At 68.3% G+C, this 24,433-nt stretch carries 24 protein-coding genes and 1 tRNA gene; 6 read left to right on the top strand and 19 right to left on the bottom strand.

Features of this window, described 5'->3' with window-relative positions; genetic code table 11:
• The first annotated feature begins 1 nt into the window (after window position 1).
• Both VLK31_RS20125 and VLK31_RS20120 read left to right on the top strand, forming a co-directional pair.
• Window positions 2-4,159, top strand: a complete 4,158-nt coding sequence (locus VLK31_RS20125; protein WP_409170198.1) for a translocation/assembly module TamB domain-containing protein — start codon at window positions 2-4, stop codon at window positions 4,157-4,159.
• Window positions 4,160-4,244: 85 nt separating this feature from the next.
• A tRNA-Arg gene (locus VLK31_RS20120) sits at window positions 4,245-4,319 on the top strand.
• Window positions 4,320-4,366: 47 nt separating this feature from the next.
• On the opposite strand, the gene VLK31_RS20115 is transcribed toward VLK31_RS20120, so the two are convergent.
• Window positions 4,367-4,759, bottom strand: a complete 393-nt coding sequence (locus VLK31_RS20115) for a hypothetical protein (RefSeq protein WP_409170197.1) — start codon at window positions 4,757-4,759, stop codon at window positions 4,367-4,369.
• Window positions 4,760-5,443: 684 nt separating this feature from the next.
• Here VLK31_RS20115 and VLK31_RS20110 point away from each other — a divergent pair.
• Both VLK31_RS20110 and VLK31_RS20105 read left to right on the top strand, forming a co-directional pair.
• Entirely contained in the window at window positions 5,444-6,457 is a 1,014-nt protein-coding gene (locus VLK31_RS20110; RefSeq protein WP_409170196.1) for a diguanylate cyclase, read from the top strand.
• A gap of 80 nt (window positions 6,458-6,537) precedes the next feature.
• Window positions 6,538-7,212 carry a site-2 protease family protein gene (locus tag VLK31_RS20105; RefSeq protein WP_409170195.1) on the top strand — a complete coding sequence of 225 codons (675 nt, stop codon included), beginning with the start codon at window positions 6,538-6,540 and terminating at the stop codon, window positions 7,210-7,212.
• Window positions 7,213-7,230: 18 nt separating this feature from the next.
• On the opposite strand, the gene VLK31_RS20100 is transcribed toward VLK31_RS20105, so the two are convergent.
• Both VLK31_RS20100 and VLK31_RS20095 read right to left on the bottom strand, forming a co-directional pair.
• A complete protein-coding gene (locus VLK31_RS20100) occupies window positions 7,231-7,482 on the bottom strand; it encodes a hypothetical protein (protein ID WP_409170194.1) in 252 nt (83 codons plus the stop codon).
• 224 nt (window positions 7,483-7,706) lie between these two features.
• Window positions 7,707-8,048 carry a hypothetical protein gene (locus tag VLK31_RS20095; RefSeq protein ID WP_409170193.1) on the bottom strand — a complete coding sequence of 114 codons (342 nt, stop codon included), beginning with the start codon at window positions 8,046-8,048 and terminating at the stop codon, window positions 7,707-7,709.
• A 303-nt stretch (window positions 8,049-8,351) separates the two neighbouring features.
• Here VLK31_RS20095 and VLK31_RS20090 point away from each other — a divergent pair, with 303 nt between their 5' ends.
• Together VLK31_RS20090 and VLK31_RS20085 are read left to right on the top strand one after the other, a co-directional pair.
• Window positions 8,352-8,552: a hypothetical protein gene (locus VLK31_RS20090; RefSeq protein ID WP_409170192.1), complete on the top strand. Its 201-nt coding sequence runs from the start codon at window positions 8,352-8,354 to the stop codon at window positions 8,550-8,552.
• Window positions 8,549-8,764 (top strand): CrpP-related protein, encoded by a 216-nt coding sequence (locus VLK31_RS20085; protein ID WP_409170191.1) that lies wholly within the window; start codon window positions 8,549-8,551, stop codon window positions 8,762-8,764. Before VLK31_RS20090 ends, VLK31_RS20085 begins: the two co-directional genes overlap by 4 nt.
• A 55-nt stretch (window positions 8,765-8,819) precedes the next feature.
• On the opposite strand, the gene VLK31_RS20080 is transcribed toward VLK31_RS20085, so the two are convergent.
• From VLK31_RS20080 to pyrR, 16 genes are all read right to left on the bottom strand, one after another.
• Entirely contained in the window at window positions 8,820-9,158 is a 339-nt protein-coding gene (locus VLK31_RS20080) for a hypothetical protein (protein WP_409170190.1), read from the bottom strand.
• Window positions 9,159-9,200: 42 nt separating this feature from the next.
• Window positions 9,201-9,902, bottom strand: a complete 702-nt coding sequence (locus VLK31_RS20075) for an EthD domain-containing protein (protein ID WP_409170189.1) — start codon at window positions 9,900-9,902, stop codon at window positions 9,201-9,203.
• On the bottom strand, window positions 9,899-11,092 hold the full coding sequence (locus VLK31_RS20070; RefSeq protein ID WP_409170188.1) for an NADH:flavin oxidoreductase/NADH oxidase: 1,194 nt from the start codon (window positions 11,090-11,092) through the stop codon (window positions 9,899-9,901). The genes VLK31_RS20075 and VLK31_RS20070 overlap by 4 nt, the downstream gene beginning before the upstream one ends.
• An 11-nt stretch (window positions 11,093-11,103) precedes the next feature.
• Entirely contained in the window at window positions 11,104-12,069 is a 966-nt protein-coding gene (locus tag VLK31_RS20065; protein ID WP_409170187.1) for a DMT family transporter, read from the bottom strand.
• 1 nt (window position 12,070) lies between these two features.
• Entirely contained in the window at window positions 12,071-13,048 is a 978-nt protein-coding gene (locus VLK31_RS20060; protein WP_409170186.1) for an MBL fold metallo-hydrolase, read from the bottom strand.
• 44 nt (window positions 13,049-13,092) lie between these two features.
• Window positions 13,093-13,803 carry an ABC transporter ATP-binding protein gene (locus VLK31_RS20055; protein ID WP_409170185.1) on the bottom strand — a complete coding sequence of 237 codons (711 nt, stop codon included), beginning with the start codon at window positions 13,801-13,803 and terminating at the stop codon, window positions 13,093-13,095.
• Between the two features lie 17 nt (window positions 13,804-13,820).
• Window positions 13,821-15,620, bottom strand: coding sequence for an ABC transporter permease subunit (locus VLK31_RS20050; protein WP_409170285.1), 1,800 nt, complete (start codon window positions 15,618-15,620; stop codon window positions 13,821-13,823).
• Window positions 15,621-15,625: 5 nt separating this feature from the next.
• Window positions 15,626-16,549 carry a branched-chain amino acid ABC transporter permease gene (locus tag VLK31_RS20045; protein ID WP_409170184.1) on the bottom strand — a complete coding sequence of 308 codons (924 nt, stop codon included), beginning with the start codon at window positions 16,547-16,549 and terminating at the stop codon, window positions 15,626-15,628.
• Window positions 16,550-16,586: 37 nt separating this feature from the next.
• Entirely contained in the window at window positions 16,587-17,795 is a 1,209-nt protein-coding gene (locus tag VLK31_RS20040) for an ABC transporter substrate-binding protein (protein WP_409170183.1), read from the bottom strand.
• A gap of 54 nt (window positions 17,796-17,849) precedes the next feature.
• On the bottom strand, window positions 17,850-18,626 hold the full coding sequence (locus VLK31_RS20035; RefSeq protein ID WP_409170182.1) for an SDR family NAD(P)-dependent oxidoreductase: 777 nt from the start codon (window positions 18,624-18,626) through the stop codon (window positions 17,850-17,852).
• Between the two features lie 45 nt (window positions 18,627-18,671).
• Complete coding sequence (locus tag VLK31_RS20030) at window positions 18,672-20,432, bottom strand: FAD-dependent oxidoreductase (RefSeq protein ID WP_409170181.1); 1,761 nt, start codon at window positions 20,430-20,432, stop codon at window positions 18,672-18,674.
• Window positions 20,433-20,715: 283 nt separating this feature from the next.
• Complete coding sequence (locus tag VLK31_RS20025; RefSeq protein WP_409170180.1) at window positions 20,716-20,838, bottom strand: hypothetical protein; 123 nt, start codon at window positions 20,836-20,838, stop codon at window positions 20,716-20,718.
• Between the two features lie 92 nt (window positions 20,839-20,930).
• Window positions 20,931-21,677: a lysophospholipid acyltransferase family protein gene (locus VLK31_RS20020; protein WP_409170179.1), complete on the bottom strand. Its 747-nt coding sequence runs from the start codon at window positions 21,675-21,677 to the stop codon at window positions 20,931-20,933.
• A 13-nt stretch (window positions 21,678-21,690) separates the two neighbouring features.
• Window positions 21,691-22,977: a dihydroorotase gene (locus tag VLK31_RS20015; RefSeq protein WP_409170178.1), complete on the bottom strand. Its 1,287-nt coding sequence runs from the start codon at window positions 22,975-22,977 to the stop codon at window positions 21,691-21,693.
• On the bottom strand, window positions 22,974-23,936 hold the full coding sequence (locus VLK31_RS20010; protein WP_409170177.1) for an aspartate carbamoyltransferase catalytic subunit: 963 nt from the start codon (window positions 23,934-23,936) through the stop codon (window positions 22,974-22,976). The genes VLK31_RS20015 and VLK31_RS20010 overlap by 4 nt, the downstream gene beginning before the upstream one ends.
• The gene (gene pyrR / locus VLK31_RS20005; RefSeq protein ID WP_409170284.1) at window positions 23,936-24,433 is read right to left on the bottom strand and encodes a bifunctional pyr operon transcriptional regulator/uracil phosphoribosyltransferase PyrR; all 498 of its coding nucleotides are present in this window, start codon (window positions 24,431-24,433) and stop codon (window positions 23,936-23,938) included. Before pyrR ends, VLK31_RS20010 begins: the two co-directional genes overlap by 1 nt.

Here is a 24,433-nt window from a genome sequence, read left to right as displayed (position 1 = left end):
GATGAGCAACGACATCGACCCCACGCTCGAGCCCTCCGCCGCGACAACGCCGACGGTGACATCACCGGCCGTGCCCACACCGGCCGTGCGCCGCTCGCGCGCCCGCCGCGCCGCGCGCGCCTTCGCCTGGACCGTGGCCGCCCTGCTGCTTGTGGTGCTGCTGCTGGCGGCCGGCGCCTGGTGGTACCTGGGCTCCAACAAGTCGCTGGCCTTCGCGCTCGCGCAGGCCGCGCAGCGGCTGCCGGCCGGCCAGACCCTGGAAAGCCGCGACGTGACCGGGTCGCTGCGCACCGGCGGGCACATCGGCTGGCTCAAGTACCAGAGCGAGAGCATCGCGGTCGAAGTGAACGACGCCACCCTCGGCTGGACCCTGGCCCCGCTGTTCCAGCGCAAGGTGCAGCTGGGCGAGATGCATGCCAAGCAGGTGCTGATTGAAAAGCGCGGCGTGCCCAGCACGCAGCCCACCCAGCCGCTCGAACAGATCGTGCTGCCGGTGGAAGTGGAGCTGCCGTTTCGCATCGACGAAGTGCGCTGGGCCGGCCCGCCGGTGCTGCAGGCGCTCAACCTGTCGGGCACGTACAGCTACAACAAGTCGGCGGAGCATGCGCTGGACATCAAGGGCGTGGACATTGCCGACGGCCACTACAGCGCCCGCGTGAAGCTGCAGGGCCCCGCGCCCATGGCCATCGACGCCGCGCTCGACGGCCGCGTGAAGGCGCCGCTGGCCGAGGACCACGACATCGACGTGCTGGCCACCGCCACGGTGAAAGGCACGCTCGCCGGCACCGCCGCGCGCCTGCAGGTGGCCGCCGAGCTGAAGCCCGCAGAAGAAAACGCCGACGCCCCCATGGAAGCCAAGCTGCAGGCGCAGATTGCGCCGTGGCTGCCCCAGCCGGTGATCGACGCCAAGGCCGACCTGCGCAACGTCGATGCGTCCAGCCTGTGGCCCGGCGCGCCGCAAACGCAGCTCACCGGCACCGTGGCGCTGCAACCCGATGCCGACACCGGCCCCGCCGCGTGGAAGGCCTCGGCCGACATCCGCAACGCCGTGCCCGGGCCGTGGGACACGGAGAAACTGCCGCTCGAACAGGTACAGGCCAAGGTCGGCTTCGACGGCACCAACTGGACCCTGCCCGAGGCCACCGTGCGCGCGGGCGGCGGGCGCATCGACGCGGCCGGCGCATGGAGCCCCGCGCCCGCGCCGTGGCAGGCGCAAGCCACCGTGCGCGGCGTGCGGCCTGGCGCGCTGTACAGCGAGCTCTCTGGCGCGCCCGTGAGCGGCACGCTCAAGGCCGAGCAGAAGGAAAGCACCATCACCTTCGACGCCGCATTGCGCGCCGAAGGCGGCGCGGGCAGCAAGGCCCTGCCCGGCTTTGCGCTGGACCGCGCGCTGGCCCAGGGCCAATGGAAAGACCAGGTGCTCGACCTGCGCACGCTGCGCATCGAGGCCCAGCGCGCCAGCGTCGACGGCAAGCTGCAGGTGCGCGTGGCCGAGCAGGCCGCCAGCGGCAAGCTCAGCCTGGTGCTGCCGGGCGGCAGCGCGCAGGTGGAAGGCCGCATTGCGCCCAGCGCGGGCGGCGGCGACATCAAGGCCAGCATCGACGACGCCGACACCGTGCAGCGCTGGCTGCAAGGCCTGCCCGGCATGTCGAAGCTGTTCGCCGGCGCCAGCGCCAAGGGCTCGGCCAAGCTGGACGCCAGTTGGCAAGGCGGCTGGCAGACCATTCAGCGCCGGCTGGAAAACGCCAACGCGCCCGCGCAGCGCGGCATCACCGAGCCCAGCCTGAAGGCCGCGCTGGCCGTGCCGCGCCTGGACCTGACGCTGCCCGCGGCGCAGCCCGTCAGCACCGCCACAACCGCAACGACCACTGCCCCCGCCACCGCAATCCAGTTGCGCGACCTGCGCGCCGACCTCGCCGGCAGCCTCGCGCAGGCCACGCTCACGCTGAAGGGCGAAGCCGCCACCGGCACGCAGAAGATCAACATCGACACCCGCGCCAGCGGCGGCATTGCCGGCCCCGGCCAATGGCGCGCCGCGCTGGCCAGCCTGAAGCTGCAGGCACAGGACAGCGCCCGCCCCGGCGACCCATGGGTGGTGGAGCTGACCCGCGAAGTGACGGCCACCATCCGCACCACCACCGGCAACGCGCCCCGCCTGGACGTCGAAGCCTCCGCTGCCGCCGCCACGCTGCGCGGCCCCGTGCCCGGCACCGTGCGCATCGACTGGCAGCCGCTGCGCTTCAGCCAGAGCGGCGCGGCGCCCAACCGCGTGTTTCGCGTGCAGTCGAAGGGCGAGCTCAAGGGCCTGCCCATGGCCTGGGCCGGCGCGCTGGGCGCCAACACCACGCTGGGCGAATACGGCATCAGCGGCGACCTGATGTTCGACGGCGACTGGGACATCGACGCCGGCGACACGCTGCGCGCCAAGGCCCGCATCGCGCGCCAGAGCGGCGACATTCGCGTGCAGGCCGGCGAGGCCGCGCTGGTGACGCGCATCGTGAGCACCGGCACGGGCACCGCCAGCGAACGCACCATGAACTCGGCCACCGCCAACGGCGAAGCCCCCAGCACCCCGGCCGGCCTGCGCCAGGCCGAGCTGCGGCTGGACGCCGAAGGCGACGCCGTGCGCGCCACCCTGGCCTGGGACAGCGAGCGCGCCGGCAAGATCGACGCCAGCGTCAACACCCGCGTGGTGCAGCGCGCCGGCGGCTGGCAGTGGGCGCCCGACGCACCGCTGGGCGGCACCATTCAGGCCGCGCTGCCCAACCTGGGCGTGTGGTCGATGCTGGCGCCGCCGGGCTGGCGCATTGCCGGCACGCTGGACGCCAGCGCCACCCTGTCGGGCAACCGCGCCGTGCCGCGCTGGAACGGCACCCTGGGCGCGGACAAGCTCGCGCTGCGCGCCCCGGTCGAAGGGCTGGACCTGCGCGACGGCCGCCTGCGCGCCACGCTGAACGGCGACAGCGTGCAGATCACCGAATTCACCCTCAAGGGCGGCGCCGGCAGCTCCGCGCGCATTGCCGGGCAAAGCGGCAACCGCAGCACCGCGGCCAGCGAGGCGCGCAGCGACGGCGGCACCCTGTCGGCGAGCGGCAGCATGAACTGGGGGCCCGCCAGCGGCACCGCCTCGGGCATTCGCATGGCACTGCAAGGCCAGTTGCGCGCGCTGCGCGTGCTGGTGCGCACTGACCGGCAGGTCACGCTGTCGGGCGACCTGCAGGCCAAGCTGGACAACGGACAGTTCAGCGTGCGCGGCAAGCTGCGGACCGACCGCGCCGTGATCATCCTGCCCGACGAAACCGCGCCCAGCCTGGGCAGCGACGTGGTCGTGCGCTCGGCCGCCAAGGACCGCGAGGCGGCCGAGGCGGCGCAGCGCGAGTCGGCCCGTGTCGATGCGCAAGCGGCCCAGGCGGCCAAAGCGCCCCAGGCCCAGACCGCCAAGCCGCCGGACATCGTCGTCAATTTCGATCTGGGCGACGACTTTGCCGTGCAGGGCCGCGGCATCACCACCCGCCTGGAAGGCGACCTGGAAATTCGCAGCACCAAGCTCAATGCCCCGCCGCGCATCACCGGCGAGGTGAAGACGGTGAAGGGCCAGTACCGCGCCTACGGCCAGCAACTGGACGTGGAAACCGGCGTGGCGCGTTTCAACGGCCCGTTCGACAACCCGGCGCTGGACATTCTGGCGATTCGCCCGAACCTGTCGCAGCGCGCGGGCGTGCAGATCACGGGCAGCGCGCAGTCGCCCCGCGTGAAGCTGTACTCGGAGCCCGCGCTGTCCGATGCCGAAACGCTGTCCTGGGTGATTCTGGGCCGCGCCTCCGCCACCAGCGGCGGGGAGTCGGCGTTGCTGCAGCAGGCCGCGCTGTCGCTCATCGGCAAGATCGGCGGCAGTGGCAGCGGCGGCAGCCTGGCCAGCCGCTTCGGGCTGGACGAACTGGGCTTCAAGGGACCGGGCAGCGGCGGCGACCTGCGCGAATCGGCGGTCACGCTGGGCAAGCGGTTGTCGAAAGACTTCTACCTGACCTACGAGCGCAGCATCGGCGGCACCTTCGGCACGCTGTTCATCTTCTACGACCTGACCACGCGGCTCACGCTGCGGGGGCAGGCGGGGCAGACGAGCGGGGTGGACCTGATCTACACGGTGAAGTACGACTGAGCGCCAAGCGGCCCGCGGGCAAGGCGGGCCAAGCTGGTAAAGTGCGGGCCGCTGTGAACGTCTGCCACCGCAGACCCCATATGCAGCGTCCATAGTTCAACGGATAGAACGGGCCCCTCCTAAGGGCCAGATGGGGGTTCGATTCCCTCTGGACGCACCAAACAAAAAAAGGCTCCTGATGGAGCCTTTTTGCTGGTGGGCACAGCCTTACCTCACGGCAATGCTGGCAAATTTGTTGGCCAGCGCATCGCCTTCGAGGCCGTCGGTCAGCTCGCGCAACCATGACGGTTGACGGCCTTTGGTGCCGCCGGTCCATTCCTCGCCGTTGGTGCCGCGGTAAACGACGCCGTCTTGATAGGGCTTTTCGCTCTTCACCACGCTGCCGCGCGGTGCGCGCGTGCGGGTCGACGTGTCGTATTTCGCCAGTTCGGCCAAACCTTCCTTGATGCCAAAACCCGCTGCTTGAAGCTTTTTCGCGCAGAGATCAACAATCACCTTGAGTTCTTCGCCGCGCTTCGCGTCACGTGCCGCTTCGGCTTGTTGAATGAGAACTTGCAGTTCGGCGTAACTTAGTTTGGTAATGTCGACATCACTTGCCATGTTCAGATCCTCGGTTGTTAAGCGCGCTATTTTAGTGGGTCGAAGGATTGCTTCGGCCGCATTTGTGTAGTCCAGCGCTGCTTATTCAGGCATTTGCAACGAATTCGATTACGCGGCGTCAGACGGTATTTGAAGGCAATGCCGGATTTCGTTCAGGCAATCGTCAGGAATGGGTCGTAGCGAATTCCTGGGCCACCTCGGCATTGGACGAAAGCGCCGTCGGTGGGCGCCTTGCGCAGGGCTTTCATGACACCACGGCAAGCCTTCGCAAGCCAAATCCCAGGCGCACCCAATTCTCTTTTCATGGCGATGAATGAATGAACGAATAAATAGTTGCAAGGCCAGAGAAATTCCGGGGAATAAAGATTCAATTTGTTTCGAAGCGACAGAAAAACATTTATCGCCTCCGCCGGCTGCGGTTCCGCGTGAATGCCAGGTCAGGCGACATGCCGGCCAACAACCTTGTCGAAACCGAAGAAAGCCATCAATCACTGACAAAGCCCGGGATATGACGCAGTTCGAGAAAGACCCGTGCCGGCCTATCGGTGGTGTCCCCTTTTCAGCGCCCTGTCATCCCGCGTCGGCCCCACGCCGAACCCGCCGGTGTTGGCAACGCGCAATGCATCCAGTGCCTCCCATTTGACAGTTGTTTTCAGTCACGCCGCTTCAGGGGATACTCCGCGCATGCCGCTAAACCAGGGCGCTCCCGCCCCTTTCAACGAAGCGCGTCGCCTCGCATCGCTAGACAGCTATCGCTTGCTCGACACCACGCCCGAACAAGCCTATGACGACCTCACCACCCTGGCCTCGGCGGTCTGCCGGACGCCCATTGCGCTGATCTCGCTGGTCGACCGCGACCGGCAGTGGTTCAAGGCGCGCGTGGGGTTGTCGGCGCAGGAAACGCCGCGCGAACTGGCGTTCTGCGGACACGCCATCCTTCAGCCCGACCGCATCCTGGAAGTGCCCGACGCCAAGCTCGACCCACGCTTTGCAAGCAACGCGCTTGTCACGGGGGAGCCGTACATCCGCTTTTATGCCGGTGCGCCGCTGGTGAGCGTCGACGGCATGCCGCTGGGCACGGTGTGCGTGATCGACCGTGAACCCCGCAGGCTGAGCGAGGGCGAGCGAGGGGCGCTGAAGTCGCTCGCTCGCCAGGTCGTGGCGCAGTTTGAAATGCGCAAGGCCATGGCCGGCCTCGAACTGCAGAGCATGACCGACGCGCTGACCGAGCTGTTCAATCGACGCAGCCTCGAAAGAAAAATGCTTGCCGCGTGGGACGACTACGTGCTGCGGGGCGAGCCACTGAGCGTGGTGGTGGTCGACCTGGATCATTTCAAGCGCATCAACGACGACTTTGGCCATGCGGCCGGCGACGAAGTGCTGGTTCAGGTCGCAAGAATCTTGCGCCGGCATGTGGGTGCGCAGGGCACGGCCGTGCGCCTGGGGGGCGAAGAGTTCTGCCTGGTGCTTCCAGGCGTGGACGCAGAGCGCGCCCGCCTGACGGCCGAAGCCGTGCGCGCCGAGCTGTGGTCCGAAGCATGGGCGCAACGCCGCGTGACGGCGAGTTTTGGCGTGGCCTGCGCCACCAACGGCGACAGCGGCTCGGCCAACGTGCTGCTGGCGCATGCCGACCGGGCGCTGTACGAGTCGAAAGAAAACGGGCGCGATCGCGTGACCGTGTTCGGCGGCTGGACCTGACCCGCAACGGTCCCACGCTGGGTGGCGCTGCATGGCGCATGCCATGTGCCACCGAACCGGCTTTTTCTGCCCTCACCCCCATGTACATCGCCCTGCAATTCGTCGCCGCCATCGCGCTGCTGGCCGCCCTCCACGTCTCCGTCATGGCCCTGCTCGGCCGTGCGCTGGGCATCGCCATTCGCGAGGTGTCTTTCGGCATGGGCCCGACGCTGCTGGCCGTCGGCGCGTTTCGGCTGCGCGCGTTGCCGCTCGGCGGGTCGGTCGTGTTCAAGGACACGCTGGCGCAAACCCCGTCAGGTGATGCCGCCGATACCGGCGCCGCCGACGCCTTCGACCACCAGCCGCGCGCCGTGCGGGTGCTGCTGCCGCTCTGCGGCATTGCCGCGCTGGCCGCGGTGGCCTTCGCGCTGCACCCCGGCTCGGCCGGTGCCAGCCTGGCGAACGGCTTCGTGCAGATCGTGTCGGGCGGGCTGGCGCCGTTGTCCATCGCTCAGCAATTGATAAACGGTGCCACGCGCGTCGCGTCGCTGGGCTTCCTGCCGCTGCTCGGCATGCTGGCCGCGAAGTGCGCCGCGCTCAACCTGTTGCCGCTGGCTTCGATGGGCGGCGGGCAGGCCCTGCTGGCGCTGCTCGACCCCGCCCCGCGCGAGACACCGCCGTGGAAGGCGTGGCTGCTGCAGGCATCGGTGTGGCTGCTGCTGGCGCTCGCCCTGTCATGGGCCGTGGCCATCGGCCTGTTCGTGACGGGGCGCTGAGCGCTCAGCGCCTGCTGCTCAGGGCCGCTGCCGCCAAGCCTTGTCGGCAGCGCCGCCAGACCGCACGCTGACGAACTGGCTGGCCCGCAGCTTCACGCGCGCCACGGCGGCGTCCAGCGAAGGCTGCGCCATGATCACCAGCTCGCCATGCCGAAGGCCGTGCCGTGCGATCTCGGCCACGCCCGCATAGCCGCCGCTGGCGCCTTGCTTGAAATGAAACGAGCAAGACCAGCCGCCTTGCAGATCGACGGAAATGGGGGGTGAATTCAAGGGTGGCGCGGGCTCGGTAACCGCCCGCTGTCTCGTGCGAGGCCGTGTCCGAGGAGTCGGGATTGGTTTTTTTGTGGGGCCCAGTGTCGCCGTGGCACCGGCGGGGTCAATCCCATGAACGGGGTAATCAACGGGGAAATCAACAGGCAATGGAAGGCAATAGCCGACTGCCCTGCCCCATGCCGCCCGGCCCACACCACCCAACCCCACGCGAACCCCCAGCCTTACTCCGCGGCGCTGACCGACTCCCTTGCGCCCAGCCGGAACACGAAACGCTGCGCCCGGGGGTTGCTCAGCAGCGGCCGGGCGACCCGGTCCGCATGCTCGTGCGCGTAGTGCCATCGCGTGGCCGATTCGGCTTCTTCGTCATTCAGCAGGGCGGGCACCTGGGCGGCCTCGGCCTGGCCGGCCCGGAACGACGAGATCAGGTCGAGCGCGTTGTCGAACTGCTCCTCCAACAGGGACAGGTAGACCTGCGCGGCCACCATGTAGTCCCGAACGGTGGCCGGTTCGCCCTCTACCTCGACGAAAAAAATCCGTCCCGAGGACGTGATCGCGGTTCTCATGTACTTCGAATTCCAGCAATGTCGGTTTCAGTTCAGCGCCCGCAGGCAGCTGTGGGTGGGGCAGGTGGGCCAAGTCCGTGGTGCGCCAAATTTGCGCCACGCAACCCACCTCCGACAGTTCTACGCGCCAGCCAGCCCAATGGATGCACCGACAAACACGAACGAACGTAATTTCTACGGAAACCCGTGATGAACAATTTCGCGTTACAGACCAGAATTTGCGCATTCTGACTGCGGCCACCAGAGACAACCCAAGCATCCAGCGAGGAACGGGGCACGCAGAATCTCTTTTGGAGTTCCCCGATGAAGGCCACCAGCGCCTGCCCCTGCGAGCCTGCGCACCTGGCGCGTGTACAGAGGCGCCTTTGGATGCGCCTGCTGCCGTGGCTTCGTTACTACCAGTGCGAGAAATGCCACAAGTACCAGCTGGCCAAACCGCTCACGGTCGACAACGCCCGGGCGATCGCGGCCTCCGAGCGCGCGGGCGTGCGGCCAGCCTCATGACCGTCGACACACTCGAAACCACGGGCGCCGACGACCGCGCGCACGGCCTTTCGCTGTTCGACAACCCGCTCTACAACCGCGCGGCCATGCCCAGCACCACGGGCGAGTCCGCGGCCACCTGGAGCCAGAAGGCCGAGGCCTGGACGCGCGGGTGGCAGCAGGAAGACGCGCGGCGCCTGGGAGAAACCGTCGGAGATTGCGTGAGCGCCTGAAGGGCAGTACGTCAGCGCTTGAAGGGCGGGTGGCGCGGGCGGCCCGACATCCGCCTCAGCGAATCAGGTCCATCGATGCAAGCTGCGACGTGACCTGGCTGGCGGTGGCGGTCAGCAGCCGGCCGTTCGACTCCTTCCAGCACACCATGCCGGTCATGCCCGAGCCGCTCACCTGGCCCGGCTGCTGCACAGACACCGCCTTCCACCCCTTGCACACGCCGCCCACGGTGGTGGGCCGATCGAGAAACACGTACTCGGTGGCCGCGTCGATCGGCAGCACGCCCACCACGCCGGGCGCAAGCGGCTTGCGCGTCTGGGCCGATGCCGACCCAGACCCCGACAACGACCCCAGCACGCTGACCATGGCGATGCCCACAAAGAAAATCCGCACCATGCCCGCCTCCATTCTTTCGAGACCGGGATGGTACGGGCGCGCTCACATCACGCGGTGTTCCTGCACCACGAAGGCGGTGATCTCGGCCAGGAACGTGAGCGCATGCGCCATGGTCACGCGCCCCTGCGGTGAAGCGAATGCGGCATTCAGCGTGTCGATGTTCTCGAACCACAGCTCCACGATGCCGTCGATCGGCAGTTCGGCATGGGCGCACGGCGTGCCCTTCACCAGCTCGCGCGCGGTCACCACGTTCTGCCGGTAGCCGCTCACGCCGGGCATGCGGCGCACATGGTCGGCATGCACGCGCCATTCACGGCGAAAGTCTTCCTCCGACTGCGCCACGGGGCGGCGCAGCAGCGAGATGCGCTTGAGCAGGCCCTCGGGCTTTGGCGGCAGCGCGATGACTTCGGTCTGCGCGACCGTCACGATGTGCAGCGCGCCCAGAAAGTGCTCTTCATCCGCGCGAATGGCCGCCGCAAGCTCGCCGTGGGTGAAGGCAGCGTCGGCCTGCGCGGCCGCATCGAAACGCAGCTGCGAAAAGCCGTCGAAGTCCCACGGCCCGCGCGCAAAGTCGATGCCGCGCTGCAGCCGGTCGACCACCAGGTTCTGCCGGTAGGCACGCAGCGCGGGCAGCTGCGCCACCAGCGGGCCGTGGCTGTCGCGCCAGTGGCGGCGAAAGGCGTCGTCGGTCCAATCGGGTTTCTTGCGGATCAGGCCCATGCGCAAGGTGGTCGGTTCGGTCATGGGTGTGGCGCCTGTGAAGGCTCGGAAGGCAGAGAGGGTTCGGCAGACGCCGCGGCGGCTTCGGCACGCGCGCGCGCCAGGCCCGGCGCGCGCTTGGCCAGCCACACGCCGTGGCGCTCGGGCCAGCGCGCGTAGCCGGGATCGGCGCCGAGCGCGGCGGCGGCATGGTGCGCCCAGTAGGGGTCGAACAAGGCCTCGCGGCCCAGCGCGATGAGGTCGGCCTGCCCGGCGGCCAGCACGGCCTCGGCCTGCCGCGCGTCGACGATCATTCCCACGGCCTGTGTGGGCACCTGCGCCTCGCGCCGGATGCGCTCCGAAAACGGCACCTGAAAACCCAGCCCGCGCGGCACGGGCAGCGCGCGTGTTTCTTCGGTGAGGCCGCCCGAGGAGCAGTCGATCACGTCGACGCCGCAGCGCTTCAGCTCGCGCGCCAGCACCACGGAGTCGTCGAGGTTCCAGCCGTCCAGCGTGCCGTCGACCGCCGATAGCCGGGCGAACAGCGGCTTGTGCGCGGGCCATGCGGCACGCACGCGCCGCGCGATCTCCTGCGCCAGCGCCATGCGGTTGTCGCGGCTGCCGCCGAGCGCGTCATCGCGGTGGTTGGCGTTGGGCGACAGAAAGCTCGCGACCAGGTAGCCGTGGCCGAAGTGCAGCTCGACCACGTCGAAGCCCGCCTGGTCGGCGCGCACCGTGGCATCGACGAAGTGCGCCACCGCCGAGGCGATGCCCTCGGCGTCGAGCGCGCGCGGGGCCGACCAGCCCGGGCCCGCCGCCAACGGGCTGGGGCCCAGGCGCTCCCAGGGCTCGTCGTCGCTGGCCATGCGCGCATCGCCCAGGGCCGCGCCGCCCTCCCACAGCGGCTGGCTGCCGGCCTTGCGCCCCGCGTGCGCCAGCTGCACGCCAATGGCGCTGCCCTGCGCGTGCACGAAGTCGACCACGGCCTTCAGCGGCGCGATCTGGCTGTCTTTCCACAGCCCCAGGTCGGCGGTGCCGATGCGCCCGCGCGGATCGACCGCGGTGCTCTCGGTAAGGATGAGCCCGGCCCCGCCGAGCGCGAACTTGCCCAGGTGCACCATGTGCCACGGCGTGGCATGGCCGCGCTCGGCGGCGTGCTGGCACATCGGCGAAATGACGATGCGGTTGGCGAGCGTGAGGCCACGCAGCGTCAGCGGTTGGAACAAAAAAGGCATGGCAAGGTCGATCAAGAAGGCCGCACGGGCACGGCCACCACGGCGGGGCGCGTGCCCAGCCAGGTGCCCGTCATCACCGCGGCAAAGCCGAACAGATGCCACCAAGTCAGCGCTTCGCCGAGCAGCAGCGCCGCAAAGCCGACGCCGAACACGGGCACCCAGTAAAGAAACACGGCCGTGCGCGCCATGCCGATCACGGCAATGGCGCGGTTCCATATGAGGTTGCCGGCGGCCGTCGCGGCAATGCCCGAGAACAGCACCAGCGCCCACGGCCACGAACCCGGAGCACCCGGAGCACCTGGAAAGAGCTGCGCCGCGCCCAGCCGTGAAGGCCCGAGCACGGCGTGCACCACCAGCATGAGCGCACCGATCATGTAGATGACCCAGCTGATCGACAGCGCGTCCATCTGCCGCGCCAGCCGCTGCACGCCCACGCCGCCGACCGCGAAGCTCACCACCGCCAGCGCGAGCATCAGGTCGCCGATGCCCGCGCTCGACAGCCCCGCACCAGGGTGGCTCAGCACCACGGCCGCCACGCCCCCGAAACCCAGCGCCACGCCCAGCATGCGGCGCGGCGTGAAGCGCTCGCGGAACACCAGCGCCGCCATCAGCGCCGACACCAGCGGGCTCAGCGCCATGATGAGCGCGCCGTTGGTCGCGGTGGAGCGCGACAGCCCCTGCGCAAACAGGATCTGGTTGGCATAGACCATGAGGAACGCGCAGGCCGTCATCACCACCATCTGCCTTGCCGTGAGCACCGGCAAGCCGCCGCGCCGCCACAGCACGATGGCACTGAGCGCCACGCATGCCACCACCATGCGCAGCGCCGCGAGCGTCAGCGGCTCGAAGGACACGGTGAGCACCTTCACGGCCGACACGTTCACGCCCCACAGCACCATCGCCAGCAGCAGCCAGCCCTGCACGGCGGCGGGCGTGGCAACGGGTGCCGCCGCGCGGGCGGGGGCGGCGCAAGTCACCTCAGCTTTCGAGCTCGTTCCACATTTCGATGTCACGCTCGGCCGTCCAGATGCGCGGGTTCACATGGCCGGTGGCTTCGTCGTAGGCACGGGTCACGTCGAAGGGCATGCAGTGGTCGAAGATGACCCAGTGGCCGTAGGTGGGGCGCAGCGCGGCCACGGTTTCCTTGTAGATCAGGTTCAGCGTCTTGCCCGCGGCCACGCCGTTGTTGACCAGCGTGTACACGTCGGAGATGAAGGCGCGCGTGGAGGCGATGGCCTTGCGCACGTCGCCGGCGTTCTCCAGCGCGGCGCCGCGCCCGGGCACCAGTTTTTCGAAGCCGAAGCCCGCGAGGCGGTCCAGCGTGGTGGGCCAATCGCGAAAGTAGCAGTCGCCCGCGTAGGCGGTGCTCTGGTATTCGACAAGGTCGCCGGCAAAGCAGATCTTCTGGTCTTCCAGGTAGGCGATGGTGTCGCCCTTGGTGTGGCCGCGGCCCACCTGCGCAATCTTCACTTCCAGCTTCTTGCCCAGCCACACGCTCATGGTGCCGTCGAAGGTCATGGTGGGCCAGGTGAGGCCCGCGGGCACCGACTCCACGTTGCGAAACAGGCGCGGGAAGCGGCCGATTTCGCTGGCCTTGTCCTGCTCGCCGCGTTCCACGATCAGGTCGTAGGTGTCGCGGCTGGCAATGATCTGCTCGGCGCCTTCCTTGAAATACGCGGACGCGCCCAGCACGCGCACCGCGTGGTAGTGGCTCAGCAGCACGTACTTGATGGGCAGCGGCGTCACTTCGCGGATGCGGCGAATCACGTCCTGCGCCATGGCGGGCGTGGCCTGCGTGTCGACCACCATCACGGCTTCGTCGCCGATGAAGATGCCGGTGTTGGGGTCGCCCTCCGCCGTGTAGGCGTAGGCGTTTTCAGACAGGCGGGTGAACGAGACCTTCTTTTCTTCCAGGTCGGCCTGGCTGGCGAATTTCTTGGTGGCGGGTGCGGTCATGTGTGTGTGTCCTTTTGGGGGTTGAGCTTGCGGATGCCTGGTGGTCAGTGCGTGCCGAGGTACGCGGACTTCACCTTGGGGTTGTCGAGCAGTTCGCGACCGGAGCCTTCGAGCGTGATGCAGCCGGTTTCCAGCACATAGGCGCGGTCGGCCACGCCCAGCGCCTGCTTGGCCATCTGCTCCACCAGCAAGATGGTCAGGCCCGAGCTGCGCAGCTGGCGAATGGCGCCGAAGATGTCCTTGATGATGAGCGGCGCCAGGCCCAGCGAGGGTTCGTCCAGCAGCAGCAGGCGCGGCTCGCTCATCAGCGCGCGGGCAATGGCCAGCATCTGCTGCTCGCCGCCCGACAGCGTGCCCGAGGGCTGGTGCTGGCGCTCTTTCAAACGCGGAAAGCGCGTGAACTCGCGCTCGATGGCGCGCTCCACAAAGGCCTTGTCGTTGCGGCGCGAATAGGCGCCGAGCATGAGGTTCTCGCGCACCGTCTGGTCGGGGAACACGCCGCGGCCTTCGGGCGACAGCGCCACGCCCAAGCCCACGCGCTGGTGCGCGGGCACGTGGGTGCAGTCCTTGCCGTCAATGAGCACGCGGCCCGCGGCCACGGGCTCCAGGCCGACGATGCTTTTCAGCAGCGTGCTCTTGCCCGCGCCGTTGGCGCCGATGATGGTGACGACCTCGCCCGCGCGCACCTCCAGGCTCACGCCCTTGACGGCTTCGATGGCGCCGTACGAGACCTTCACCGATTCGATTTTCAGCATGATGGTTTCGGTCTTTCTCACGCGGGCACGGCCTGCGTGGCCTGCGCGGGTGCTGCTGCTTCTTCTTCGTCGTCCACACCCAGGTAGGCCTCGACCACGCGCGGGTTGGCTTGCACCTCGGCGGGCTTGCCTTCGGCGATCTTGATGCCGTAGTCGAGCACGATGACGTGGTCCGAGATCGACATCACCAGGTCCATGTGGTGCTCCACCATCAGGATGGACACGCCGCATTTGCCCACGCGCACCAGCAGCTCGCCCAGCTCCGCTGTCTCCTGCGGGTTCAGGCCGGCGGCCGGTTCGTCGAGCAGCAGCAGTTGCGGCTCGGTGGCCAGCGCGCGCGCCAGTTCCACGCGGCGCTGCAGGCCATAGGGCAGGCTGCCCGCGGGCCAGTGCGCCAGGTGGCCCAGGTCCACGAGGTCGAGCAGTTGCAAGGCGCGCTCGCGCGTCGCACGCTCCTGCTTGCCGGCCGTGGGCCAGGCCAGCAGCGACGACACAAAGCCGTTGCTCATGCGGCTGTGCCGCCCCAGCATCACGTTGTCGAGCACCGAGAGGTCGGCAAACAGGCGCAGGTTCTGAAAGGTGCGGCCCATGCCCATGCAGCAGATGGTGTGCGCGGGCAGGCCCACGATGTCCCGGCCCAGAAAGCGGATGGTGCCGGCCTCTGGCGCTATCACGCCGGTGAGCATGTTGATCATCGTGCTCTTGCCCGCGCCGTTGGGCCCGATCAGCGCATGGATATGGCCACGCTGCAGGCGAAACGACACGTCCTGCGCGGGCTTCACGCCGCCGTACGACTTGGTCACGCCCTGCACCACCAGCAACTCGCCCTCGCCGCCCGGGCCGATCTGGCCTGCAATGCCGTTGCCTACGCTTTCGCCGCGGTGTCGCGCCTTCATGAACCACTTGTTGAACAGGCCCACCACGCCGCCGGGCATCACGTACAGCGCGAACAGCAGCAGGAAGCCGTACAGAAAATGCTGCGCCGAGGGCCAGCGCGCCAGCAGCGCGTCGGTCAGCGTGAGCAGCACCGCGCCCACCAGCGGCCCGTACATGGAGCCCCCGCCGCCGAACAGCACCAGCAGCAGGATGAAGATCGACAGCTGGAAGGTGATGAAGTCGGAGTTGATGTACTGGTTCTGCTGCGCCACCAGCGCGCCCGCAATGCCGCAGGTGACGGCCGCGACCACGAAGGCCATGACCTTGGCCCGGTACACGCGCACACCCACCGAAGACGATGCAATTTCGTCAGCCTGCAGTGACAGCAGCGCGCGGCCGAAGCGCCCGCCCAGCAGGTTGCGCAGCAGCAGGTGCAGCACCGCGCACAGCACGATGCCCAGCACCACCCACTGCGTGGTGTCCAGCGGCGCGCCCTTCCAGGTGAGCGGGCGAATGCCGTAGATGCCCTGCGCGCCGCCGAACACGTCGGTCCATTCGCCCACGAGCTTCTCGACCACGATGCCGAAGGCCAGCGTGACCATCGCCAGGTACGGCCCCTTCACGCGCAGCGAAGGCAGCGCGATGAGCACGCCGCACACGCCGGAAACAACGGCGGCCAGGAGCAGCGCGAGCCACGGGTCCATGGCGGTGCGCGAGGTGAGCAACGCCACCGCATAGGCACCGGCCGCGAACAGCCCGGCCTGGCCAAGCGACTTCTGCCCCGCGTAGCCAACCAGCACGTTCATGCCGGCGGCGCACAGGTAGTAGACGCACATCATGAAAGCGATGCGCAGGTAGTAGTCGTTGCCCAGCATCGAGGCGATGCCGATCAGCACCGCCGCCACCAGCACCACGCCGGCGGGGTGGGCAAAGCGCTTCATGCCGCTCATACCTTCTCCACCGTCGAGCGGCCGAACAGGCCCGTGGGGCGGAAGGCCAGCACCAGAATGACCAGCGCGAACACCGCCACCTCGCGCCACTGCGCCTGCCAGAGGTTGACCATCGACTCCAGCACGCCCAGCAAAAAGCCGCCGATGACGCAGCCGCGCGGATTGCTCAAGCCGCCGATCATCGCGCCCGAAAATCCTTTGAGCCCCACGGTGAGCCCCATGAACAGCGAGGCCTGCGCGATGGGCGCCAGCAGAAAGCCCGACAGCCCCGCCAGCGCCGAGCTGACGACGAAGGCGCCGATCATCATCGCGTGGGTGTTGATGCCCATCAGGCTGGCGACGTTGCCGTTCTGCGCCACCGCGCGCATGGCCTTGCCGACCATGGTGCGGTTCATGACGCGGTCGAAACCGAACATCACCACCACCGCCACGCCCAGCGTGAGAAGCTCCTGCGGGCGCACGCCCACGCCGAGCATGCGAATCACGGTGTCGCCCACCGGCGCGGGCACCACCACCGGCTTGGGCCCCCAGATGGCCAGGCCCACGCTCTGCAGAATCACGCCGAAACCCAGCGTGCTCATGACCCAGGCCATGCCGGGGCGGCCCGCGAACGGGCGCACGCCCAGCACATACAGCAGCCAGCCCAGAAAGCCCATCACGCCCAGCGCGGCCACCAGCGCGAACAGCTGTGCGCCGGCGCCGGGAATGGCGTCGCCGAAGGTGGTGGAGTCGAACGGCTTGCCCAGCACCAGGAACAAGGCGCTCATGCCAACGAACGCGCCGGCGGAGACGAACTCGCCGTGCGAGAAGTTCAGCGTCTTGGTCGTGGTGAACGTGATGCTGAAGCCGAGTGCCACCAGCGCATAGGCACCGCCGACGGCGAGCCCGCTGATGAGCGCCTGCAGGAGCGCTACAACCATGGTGTGTGCCTCTTGTCGTTGTGTCTTCTTGCCGCGCTTACTGCTTGAAGTCGGCCGCGTTCAGGCCGCCGATCAGCGCGTTGGTGTAGGGCAGCAGCTTGCCGTCCTTCCAGCGGATCCACACCAGGTCCTTGGCGGTCAGGGCTTCGTGGTTGGTCTTGCTGAAGGGCTTGTCGTAGGTCTTGAGCACGCCCTGCACGGGGGTCTTCAGGTCTTCGAGCGCGGTGCGAACGGCCGAGCCTTCGGTGCTGTTGGCCTGCTTCATGGCCTGGGCCAGCAGCTGCATGGAGTCGTAGCCGTGCAGCGCGAACGAGAACGAGCCCGGTGCCTTCAGCTTGCTGCCGATGCGGTCGAACAGCTTCTGCTGCGCGGGCGTGCGGGTTTCGCTCACGGTGCGCATGAAGATGGGCTTCTCGGCCAGCGCCTTGCCGGCCGCGTCGTAGAAAGTGATGTTGTCGGCGGCCCAGGAGGTGAGCGTCAGCGGAAAGTAGTTGATCTTTTCCATGCTGCGCACCAGCTGCGCAATGGGCGTGCCCTGCGCCCACACCACCACGGTGTCGACGTTGGCGGCCTTCATCTTGCTGAGCTGCGAGGTCATGTCGGTGTCGCCGACGCCAAAGCGCTCGGTGGCCGCGATCTTGATGTCCTGCAGCTTGGCGATTTCTTCCATGTCCTTCAGGCCGCCCTGGCCGTAGCCGGTGGTCTCGGCCATGAGGCCCACCATCTTGGAGCCGGCGGCGTTCTTCTTCACGTAGGCCATGAGCGCGGCCACCTGCTCGCGGTCGACCATGGACACGCGGAACATGTAGTTGTCGGCGCCGGGGCTCATGGGCTTGGTGATGTCGGTGCCCGAGCCCACGTTGCTCAGCACCGGGATCTTCTTCTGGTTGGCGATGTGCTTCCACGCCATGGCGTTGCCCGAGTTGGTGGGGCCGAACACCGCCACCACTTTCTCGTTGTCGATCAGGTCGCTCATGTTCTGAATCGACTTGGGCGGCGCGGACACGTCGTCGCGCGTGACCAGCGCGAGCTTCTTGCCCAGCACGCCGCCGGCGGCGTTGATGTCGGCAATGGCCGCCTCCATGCCCAGCACTGCGGCCTGGCCGCTTTGCGCGGAGGGCGATGCGGAGAGGTCGCCGTTGTAGCCGACCTTGATGTCCTGCGCCGACGCGGTGGCCGCGAATGACGCAAAAGCAGCCGTGGCCACGGTCGCGAGCAATGTCTTGTACAGACGGATGGTTTTCATTTTTTGTCTCCTGAGGTTTGACTGACGGGGAAGCGAAAAAGAAACGGGCCGGGCTCAGACGGCCAGGAAGCCGCCGTCCACCGGCAGCACGATGCCGGTGACGTAGCGCGACATGTCGCTGGCCAGAAAGATGACCGGGCCCACCAGGTCTTCGGTCTGGCCGACGCGGCCCATGGGAATGCGCGTCATGAACGACTCCAGCCGTGCCGGGTTCTCGCGCGTGGCGGCGGTCATGGGCGTTTCGATGACGCCGGGCGCCAGCGCATTCACGCGCACGCCGGCCGGGGCCAGCTCCTGCGCGAGCGACTGCGTGAGCATCTTGATGGCGCCCTTGGACGGCGCGTAGCCCAGGCTCGCCGCCTGCCCCGCGTAGGCCGCGATGGAGGCGATGTTGATGATCGAGCCCTTCGTCTGCTTGAGCACCGGAATGAAGGCCAGCGTGGTGTTGAAGGTGCCGTGCACGTTCACGTCGATGGTCTTCTTCCAGTTGGCCGCGGCGTTGGGGCTGGAGGTGTTCTCGCGAATGATGATGCCGGCGTTGTTGACCAGCAGATCGACGCTGCCGATCTCCGCGGCCACGCGCTCGGCCAGGGCATGGCAGGCCTCGGGCGCGGTCACGTCGAGCACGAAGGACCAGGCCTCGCCGCCTTCGTTGCGCACCAGCTGCGCGGTCTCGCGCACGGTGGCTTCGTTCATGTCGGTGACGATCACGCGGGCGCCGGCCTGTGCCAGGCCCAGCGCCAGGGTGCGACCGTTGCCCTGGCCCGCGCCCGTGATGAGCGCGAGGCGGCCTTCGAGCAGGCGGGGTGCGACGTTGAGGGGAAAGGCCATCTGAGACTCCTCTGTGTGCTGTGTGAAGGGGGGTGCTGGATGGCTTCAGGCCTTGCGGGCGAGCGGCACGGCTTCGCGCTGCGCGACCTGCAGTCGCACGGTGTCGCCCTCCTCGGCCTGCGCGAGCTGCAGGCCCGCCACGTAGCCGAAGGTGAGTGCCGGGCCCAGCGTGATGCCCGCGCCGGGGTAGTTGCCGCCCATGACGCTGGCCGCGTCGTTGCCCACCGCATACAGGCCCTTGATGGGCTGGCGGTCGGCGTCGAGCACGCGGGTTTTTTCGTCGGTGACAAGGCCGGCGAAGGTGCCGATGTCGCCGACCACCAGGCGAATGGCGTAGTACGGGCCGTTCTCCAGCGGTGCGACGCACGGGTTGGGCGTGACGTTGGCGTCGCCCTGGTAGCGGTTGTAGGCCTTGCTGCCCTTGCCGAAGAGCGGGTCGTCTCCGGTGCGCGCGCTCTGGTTGAACTCCTGCACGGTGGCTTCGAGCACGGCGGGCGCAATGCCGATCTGCTGGGCCAGTTCGCCGATGCTCGCGCCGCGCTTCAGGTAGCCGCTCTTCAGGTGGCGCCCGATGGGCAGCGGCGACGGTGCGACACAGCCCAGGCCGTAGTCGCGCAGCGCCTTGTGGTCGCACAGCAGCCAGGCGGTGACTTCGGGCTCGCCCTCGCAGGCCTTGACCATGGACTGCACGAAGTCGTGGTACGAGTTGCCTTCGTTGGCAAAGCGCTTGCCCTTGGGCGTGACCGCAATCACGCCGGGCTTGGCGCGGTCGATGAAGTGGGGCATCACGCCCTTGCTGCCGTCGGGCCGCGTGGTGACCGACGCCGGCACCCATGCCGCGGCATGCGGAATGGTGCCGTCGACGCGGCCGCCCACGGCCTCGGCCAGGCGCAGGCCGTCGCCGGTGTTGGTGGAAGGCGATGGCGAGTAGTGCTCGCGGCCGGTGGGCGCATGGGGAAAGAGCTGCTTGCGGCGCTCCACGTCGTAGGGGAAGCCGCCGCAGGCCAGCACCACGCCGCGTTTGGCCACGATGCGCACCGTCTTGCCTTCATGCTGCACCACCGCGCCGGAGACGCCGTCGTACTCCACCACCAGCTTGGTCACGGGCGACGACAGCCACACCGGAATGTTCAGGTCCATCGCGGCCTTGGCCAGCCGGCCGGCGAGCGCGTTGCCGTTGGTCAGTGTCATGCCGCGCCCATGGCCCAGCACGTCGATGAAGTGGCGCGTGAGCCGCTTGGTGACGTACCAGAACGAGGTGGGCGACTTGAAGGCGCGCATGAAGTGTTTGATCTCCGGCCCCGAGCCCAACATCATTCCGAACACCGTGAGCTCGGGCAGCGGCGGCGCCAGCTGCTTCACACGCGCGCCGAGCTCGCGTCCGTCGAACGGGCGCGTGACCATCGAGCGGCCGCCGGGCTGGCCGCCGGGCGCCTCCGCGTGGTAGTCGGGAAACACGGACGGCATGTCGAACTGCACGCAGGTGTTGCGCGTGAAGAAGTCGATGGCCTTGGGGCCCATGTCCAGGAAGGCACCGACGCGCGCCGCGTCGAAGTGCGTGGTGGTCTCGTGCCGCATGTAGGCGAGCGCGGCGCCTTCGGGCTCGTGAATGCCCTGCTCCGTGGCCAGGCGCGTGCCCGGAATCCACAGCCAGCCGCCCGAGCGCGCGGTGGTGCCGCCGAAGCGCGGCTCCTTGTCGACCACCAGAACCTTCAGCCCCTGGGAGGCGGCCGTGATGGCGGTGGCCATGCCCGAAGCGCCGCTGCCGACGACGAGCACATCGCATTCAAAAGTGTTGGGTTCCATCTGCTGTCTTGCCTGTGTTTTTTGCGTCCGACCTGGATTGCGGCGGAGTTTAGGGCTGGGCATCACCGCCATGGGGCCGGAAGCCACCTTCGACCGCGAATGGGAAGGCCGCGTGGCCGTGCCGCTGAAGGCCTGCGCACTGGAAATTTCGCGCCGCCTGGGCTTTGTTCCGACAGGCGAGAAGGCCTGAACCCACGCCGCTGTAGGCAGCCGCTCACGCGCACGAATTGCTTTATCCGGCACGCGGCGAGCGGCCGCGAAGCCAAGCTGGAGGCTCACTAATTCAGGAGACCTCGATCATGAAAAGCATCATTCTTTGGCTGTGCGGCGTACCGTTGATCGTGATCATCGCCCTGAAGGTCTTCGGCGTTTTCTGACACCCCGGTTTTTGCTCGAACTGCGACATTGCGGTTCCTCCTCACGGCGCTTCGGCGTCGTTAAGCGCCTCCTAGGAGGCGCTTTTTTTATGCCGCATTCAAGGGGCGACAAGCACGGGGTTCAGTGCGTCTCGCGGCGCAGTTGCTGCACGTCTTCATGCAGCGACTGCGCCCATGCGCGACGGTCGCGGCCGTGCGAATCCTGCGGTTCGCCGAAGCGCACGATGGCCAGCAGGGGCGGCGCGCGCAGCACGTTCCACACCGAGGTGAGCAGGTTGTCGTCGTCGATGTAGCGCGGGGCCTGGCTGGTCTCGCCGGTGGCGGCATCGGCAAAGCGCAGGGCGGCGGGGAGCACGGGCGCGCCCGAAGAAATGGCCGCCTGCAGCAGGTTGGCGTGGAACGGCAGCAGGCCGCGCCCGTCGCTGGTCGTGCCTTCGGGGAACACGCCGATCATGTCGCCGCTGCGCAGCGCCTCGGTCATGTGGTGCACCACGCGAAGTGCGTCGCGGCGGCGTTCACGTTCGATGTAGAGCGTGCCCGAGCCGGTGGACAGCGTGCCGATCACCGGCCAGCCCTTCACGTCCGACTTGGACACAAAGCGCACATGGTGCGCTGCGTGGATGCAGGTGATGTCGAGCCACGACAGGTGGTTGCAGATGAGCAGCACCGGCCCGGCGGCCGGCAGCTTGCCCTGCACCGTGAGCGTGATGCCCATGATTTCGAGCATGCGCTTTGACCACACCTGCACGCGCGCATTGCGCTCGGCCTGCGACAGCGTGGGAAAGGCGAAACGAATGGTCCACCAGCCGGCCAGCGCATGCCCCGCCGCATGCAGCAGGCGCCAGCAGGCTTTCAGTGAATGAACCATCGGGCGTGGGTGTTCAGCCGTGCACCACGCGGCCCGCCACCAGCGTGTGGCGTGCGCGGCCTTGCAGCGGATAGCCGCCGAACGGCGTGTGCTTGCCCTGGCTCTTGAGCGCCTCGGGCTGCACCTGCCATTCGAGCGAGGGGTCGACGATGCACAGGTCGGCCACGCCGCCCTGCATCAGGCGGCCGATGCCGGTGGCCATGTCGGCGGCGCTCAGCAGGTGCGCCGGCGCCGAGGTGATGACCTCGATGGCGCGCGCCACGCCCGCACCGCTGCGCTCGCCCCACTGCAGCGCCAGCGGCAGCAGCAACTCGAGCCCCGTGGCGCCCGGCTCGGCTTCGGCGAACGGCAGGGTCTTGGCGTCGGCTTCCACGGGCGTGTGGTCGGACACCAGCGCGTCGATGGTGCCGTCGGCCAGCCCGGCCGAGAGCGCGTCGCGGTCGCCCTGCTGGCGCAGCGGCGGATTCAGCCGCGCGCGGCTGTCGAAGTAGCCGATGTCGGTGTCGGCCAGGTGCAGCGAGTTGATGCTGACGTCGCAGGTCAGCGGCAGGCCCTGCGCCTTGGCGTCGCGCACCAGCGCCACGCCCCGGGCACTCGAAATGCGGCACAGGTGCACGCGCGCGCCGGTGGCCTTCATGAGCTCCACGATGGTGAAGATGGCGATGGTTTCGGCCGCCACCGGCACGCCGCCCAGGCCCAGTCGCGTGGCCAGCGGGCCGCTGGCGGCCACGCCCTTGCCCAGGTCGCGGTCCTGCGGGCGCAGCCACACGGTGTAGCCGAAGGTGCTGGCGTAAGACAGGGCGCGCTGCAGCACCTGCGTGTCGGCCAGCGGCACGTCGGCCTGGCTGAAGCCGATGCAGCCGGCCTCGGTGAGCTCGGCCATTTCGGTGAGCACGCCGCCAGCCAGGTTGCGCGTGAGCGCGCCCAGCGGGAACAGGCGCGCGCCCTGCAGTTTTTCGGCGCGGAACTTGAGCATTTCAACCAGCCCGGGCTCGTCGAGCACGGGGTCGGTGTCGGGCGGGCACACCAGGCTGGTGACACCGCCGGCAATGGCCGCGGCCATTTCGCTTTCGAGCATGCCTTCGTGCTCGTAGCCCGGTTCGCGCAGCCGCGCGGCCAGGTCGACCAGGCCAGGGGCGACGATGCAGCCCGTGGCGTCGATGGTGCGCTCAGCCTTGAAGCCGGCCGGAATGCTGCCGCCGATGCCGGCGATCTTGCCGTCGGCGATGGCAATGTCGGCTTGTGTGTCGGTGCCCGATGCGGGGTCGATGACGCGGCCGTTGGAAATCAGTATGTTCATGCTTCGTTACCTGCCACGATGCTCATCACCGCCATGCGCACGGCGATGCCGAAGGTGACCTGCGGAAGGATCACGCTCTGCTTGCCGTCGACCACGGCGGAGTCGATCTCCACGCCGCGGTTGATGGGGCCCGGGTGCATCACGATGGCGTCGGGCTTGGCGAGCTGCAGCTTCTCGGGCGTGAGGCCGAAGGTCTTGAAGAACTCTTGCGACGAGGGCAGCAGCGCGCCGCTCATGCGCTCGTTCTGCAGGCGCAGCATGATGACCACGTCGCAGTCCTTGATGCCCTCTTCGAGCGTGTGGCACACGCGCACGCCCATGCCGGCCATGTCGGCGGGCACCAGCGTCTTGGGGCCGACCACGCGCACCTCGGCGCAGCCCAGCGTGGTGAGCGCATGGATGTCGGAGCGCGCCACGCGCGAGTGCAGCACGTCGCCCACGATTGCCACCGTGAGGTTCGAAAAGTCTTTCTTGTAGTGGCGGATCGTGTACATGTCGAGCAGCCCCTGCGTGGGGTGCGCGTGGCGCCCGTCGCCGGCGTTCACCACGTGCACATGCGGTGCCACGTGCTGCGCGATGAGGTACGGCGCGCCCGACTCGCTGTGGCGCACCACGAACAGATCGGCGGCCATGGCGCTCAGGTTGGCGATGGTGTCCAGCAGCGACTCGCCCTTGGTGGCCGAAGAGCGCGCAATGTCGAGGTTGATGACGTCGGCGCTCAGGCGCTTGGCCGCGATCTCGAAGGTGGTGCGGGTGCGCGTGCTGTTCTCGAAGAACAGGTTGAACACGCTCTTGCCGCGCAGCAGCGGCACCTTCTTCACCTCGCGGTCGCTCACGCTGGTGAAGTTGGCGGCCGTGTCCAGAATGTGCGTGACGATGTCCTTGGGCAGGCCCTCGATCGACAGCAGGTGAATCAGCTCGCCGTGCTTGTTGAGCTGCGGATTTCGCTTGTAGAGCATTACTTGTTCTCTTCCACCTTGAGGCTGAAGGCGCCGTCTTCGGCGCGTGCCAGAGCGAGCAGTTGCGTGTCGGGCAGCGTGAGCGTGGTGGCGGCAAAGTCGGCGGCCACGGGCAGTTCGCGCCCGCCACGGTCGACCAGCACCGCCAGGCGCACGCAGGCGGGGCGGCCGAAGTCGAACAGCTCGTTGAGCACCGCGCGAATGGTGCGGCCGGTGTAGAGCACGTCGTCGAGCAGCAGCACGTCGGTGCCGTTCACGTCGAAGGGCAGCGCGGTCTGCGCGCTGGCCGAGAGGCCGCGGCGCGCAAAGTCGTCGCGGTGCATGGCCGACGAGATGACGCCCGGCGCACCGCTCAGGCCCAGGTCCTTCTGCATGCGCTCGACCAGCCAGGCGCCGCCGGAGGTGATGCCCACCAGCCTGGTGTCGGGGCGCATGAGCGCCTTCACGCCGGCCAGCAGTTGGGTGTAGAGCGCTTCGGCGTCGGGAATGGTGGACAT

The sequence above is a fragment of the Variovorax sp. H27-G14 genome (assembly GCF_046156345.1).
Taxonomy (GTDB): Bacteria; Pseudomonadota; Gammaproteobacteria; order Burkholderiales; family Burkholderiaceae_C; genus Variovorax.
The sequence above is the reverse complement of the archived record's forward strand: the minus strand, read 5'-3'. Positions and strand labels throughout refer to the sequence as shown.

Excerpts from the sequence above, each read along its gene's own strand:
- VLK31_RS20075 (WP_409170189.1), bottom strand. The coding sequence starts at position 9,902 with ATGACCGAACCGACCACCTTGCGCATGGGCCTGATCCGCAAGAAACCC.
- VLK31_RS20020 (WP_409170179.1), bottom strand. The coding sequence starts at position 21,677 with ATGGTTCATTCACTGAAAGCCTGCTGGCGCCTGCTGCATGCGGCGGGG.
- VLK31_RS20010 (WP_409170177.1), bottom strand. The coding sequence starts at position 23,936 with ATGCTCTACAAGCGAAATCCGCAGCTCAACAAGCACGGCGAGCTGATT.
- VLK31_RS20025 (WP_409170180.1), bottom strand. The coding sequence starts at position 20,838 with ATGTCGCAGTTCGAGCAAAAACCGGGGTGTCAGAAAACGCCGAAGACC.
- VLK31_RS20030 (WP_409170181.1), bottom strand. The coding sequence starts at position 20,432 with ATGGAACCCAACACTTTTGAATGCGATGTGCTCGTCGTCGGCAGCGGC.
- VLK31_RS20015 (WP_409170178.1), bottom strand. The coding sequence starts at position 22,977 with ATGAACATACTGATTTCCAACGGCCGCGTCATCGACCCCGCATCGGGC.
- VLK31_RS20115 (WP_409170197.1), bottom strand. The coding sequence starts at position 4,759 with ATGGCAAGTGATGTCGACATTACCAAACTAAGTTACGCCGAACTGCAA.
- VLK31_RS20085 (WP_409170191.1), top strand. The coding sequence starts at position 8,549 with ATGACCGTCGACACACTCGAAACCACGGGCGCCGACGACCGCGCGCAC.
- VLK31_RS20070 (WP_409170188.1), bottom strand. The coding sequence starts at position 11,092 with ATGCCTTTTTTGTTCCAACCGCTGACGCTGCGTGGCCTCACGCTCGCC.
- pyrR (WP_409170284.1), bottom strand. The coding sequence starts at position 24,433 with ATGTCCACCATTCCCGACGCCGAAGCGCTCTACACCCAACTGCTGGCC.
- VLK31_RS20055 (WP_409170185.1), bottom strand. The coding sequence starts at position 13,803 with ATGCTGAAAATCGAATCGGTGAAGGTCTCGTACGGCGCCATCGAAGCC.
- VLK31_RS20110 (WP_409170196.1), top strand. The coding sequence starts at position 5,444 with ATGCCGCTAAACCAGGGCGCTCCCGCCCCTTTCAACGAAGCGCGTCGC.
- VLK31_RS20095 (WP_409170193.1), bottom strand. The coding sequence starts at position 8,048 with ATGAGAACCGCGATCACGTCCTCGGGACGGATTTTTTTCGTCGAGGTA.
- VLK31_RS20105 (WP_409170195.1), top strand. The coding sequence starts at position 6,538 with ATGTACATCGCCCTGCAATTCGTCGCCGCCATCGCGCTGCTGGCCGCC.
- VLK31_RS20090 (WP_409170192.1), top strand. The coding sequence starts at position 8,352 with ATGAAGGCCACCAGCGCCTGCCCCTGCGAGCCTGCGCACCTGGCGCGT.
- VLK31_RS20035 (WP_409170182.1), bottom strand. The coding sequence starts at position 18,626 with ATGGCCTTTCCCCTCAACGTCGCACCCCGCCTGCTCGAAGGCCGCCTC.
- VLK31_RS20045 (WP_409170184.1), bottom strand. The coding sequence starts at position 16,549 with ATGGTTGTAGCGCTCCTGCAGGCGCTCATCAGCGGGCTCGCCGTCGGC.
- VLK31_RS20060 (WP_409170186.1), bottom strand. The coding sequence starts at position 13,048 with ATGACCGCACCCGCCACCAAGAAATTCGCCAGCCAGGCCGACCTGGAA.
- VLK31_RS20125 (WP_409170198.1), top strand. The coding sequence starts at position 2 with ATGAGCAACGACATCGACCCCACGCTCGAGCCCTCCGCCGCGACAACG.
- VLK31_RS20050 (WP_409170285.1), bottom strand. The coding sequence starts at position 15,620 with ATGAAGCGCTTTGCCCACCCCGCCGGCGTGGTGCTGGTGGCGGCGGTG.
- VLK31_RS20080 (WP_409170190.1), bottom strand. The coding sequence starts at position 9,158 with ATGGTGCGGATTTTCTTTGTGGGCATCGCCATGGTCAGCGTGCTGGGG.
- VLK31_RS20040 (WP_409170183.1), bottom strand. The coding sequence starts at position 17,795 with ATGAAAACCATCCGTCTGTACAAGACATTGCTCGCGACCGTGGCCACG.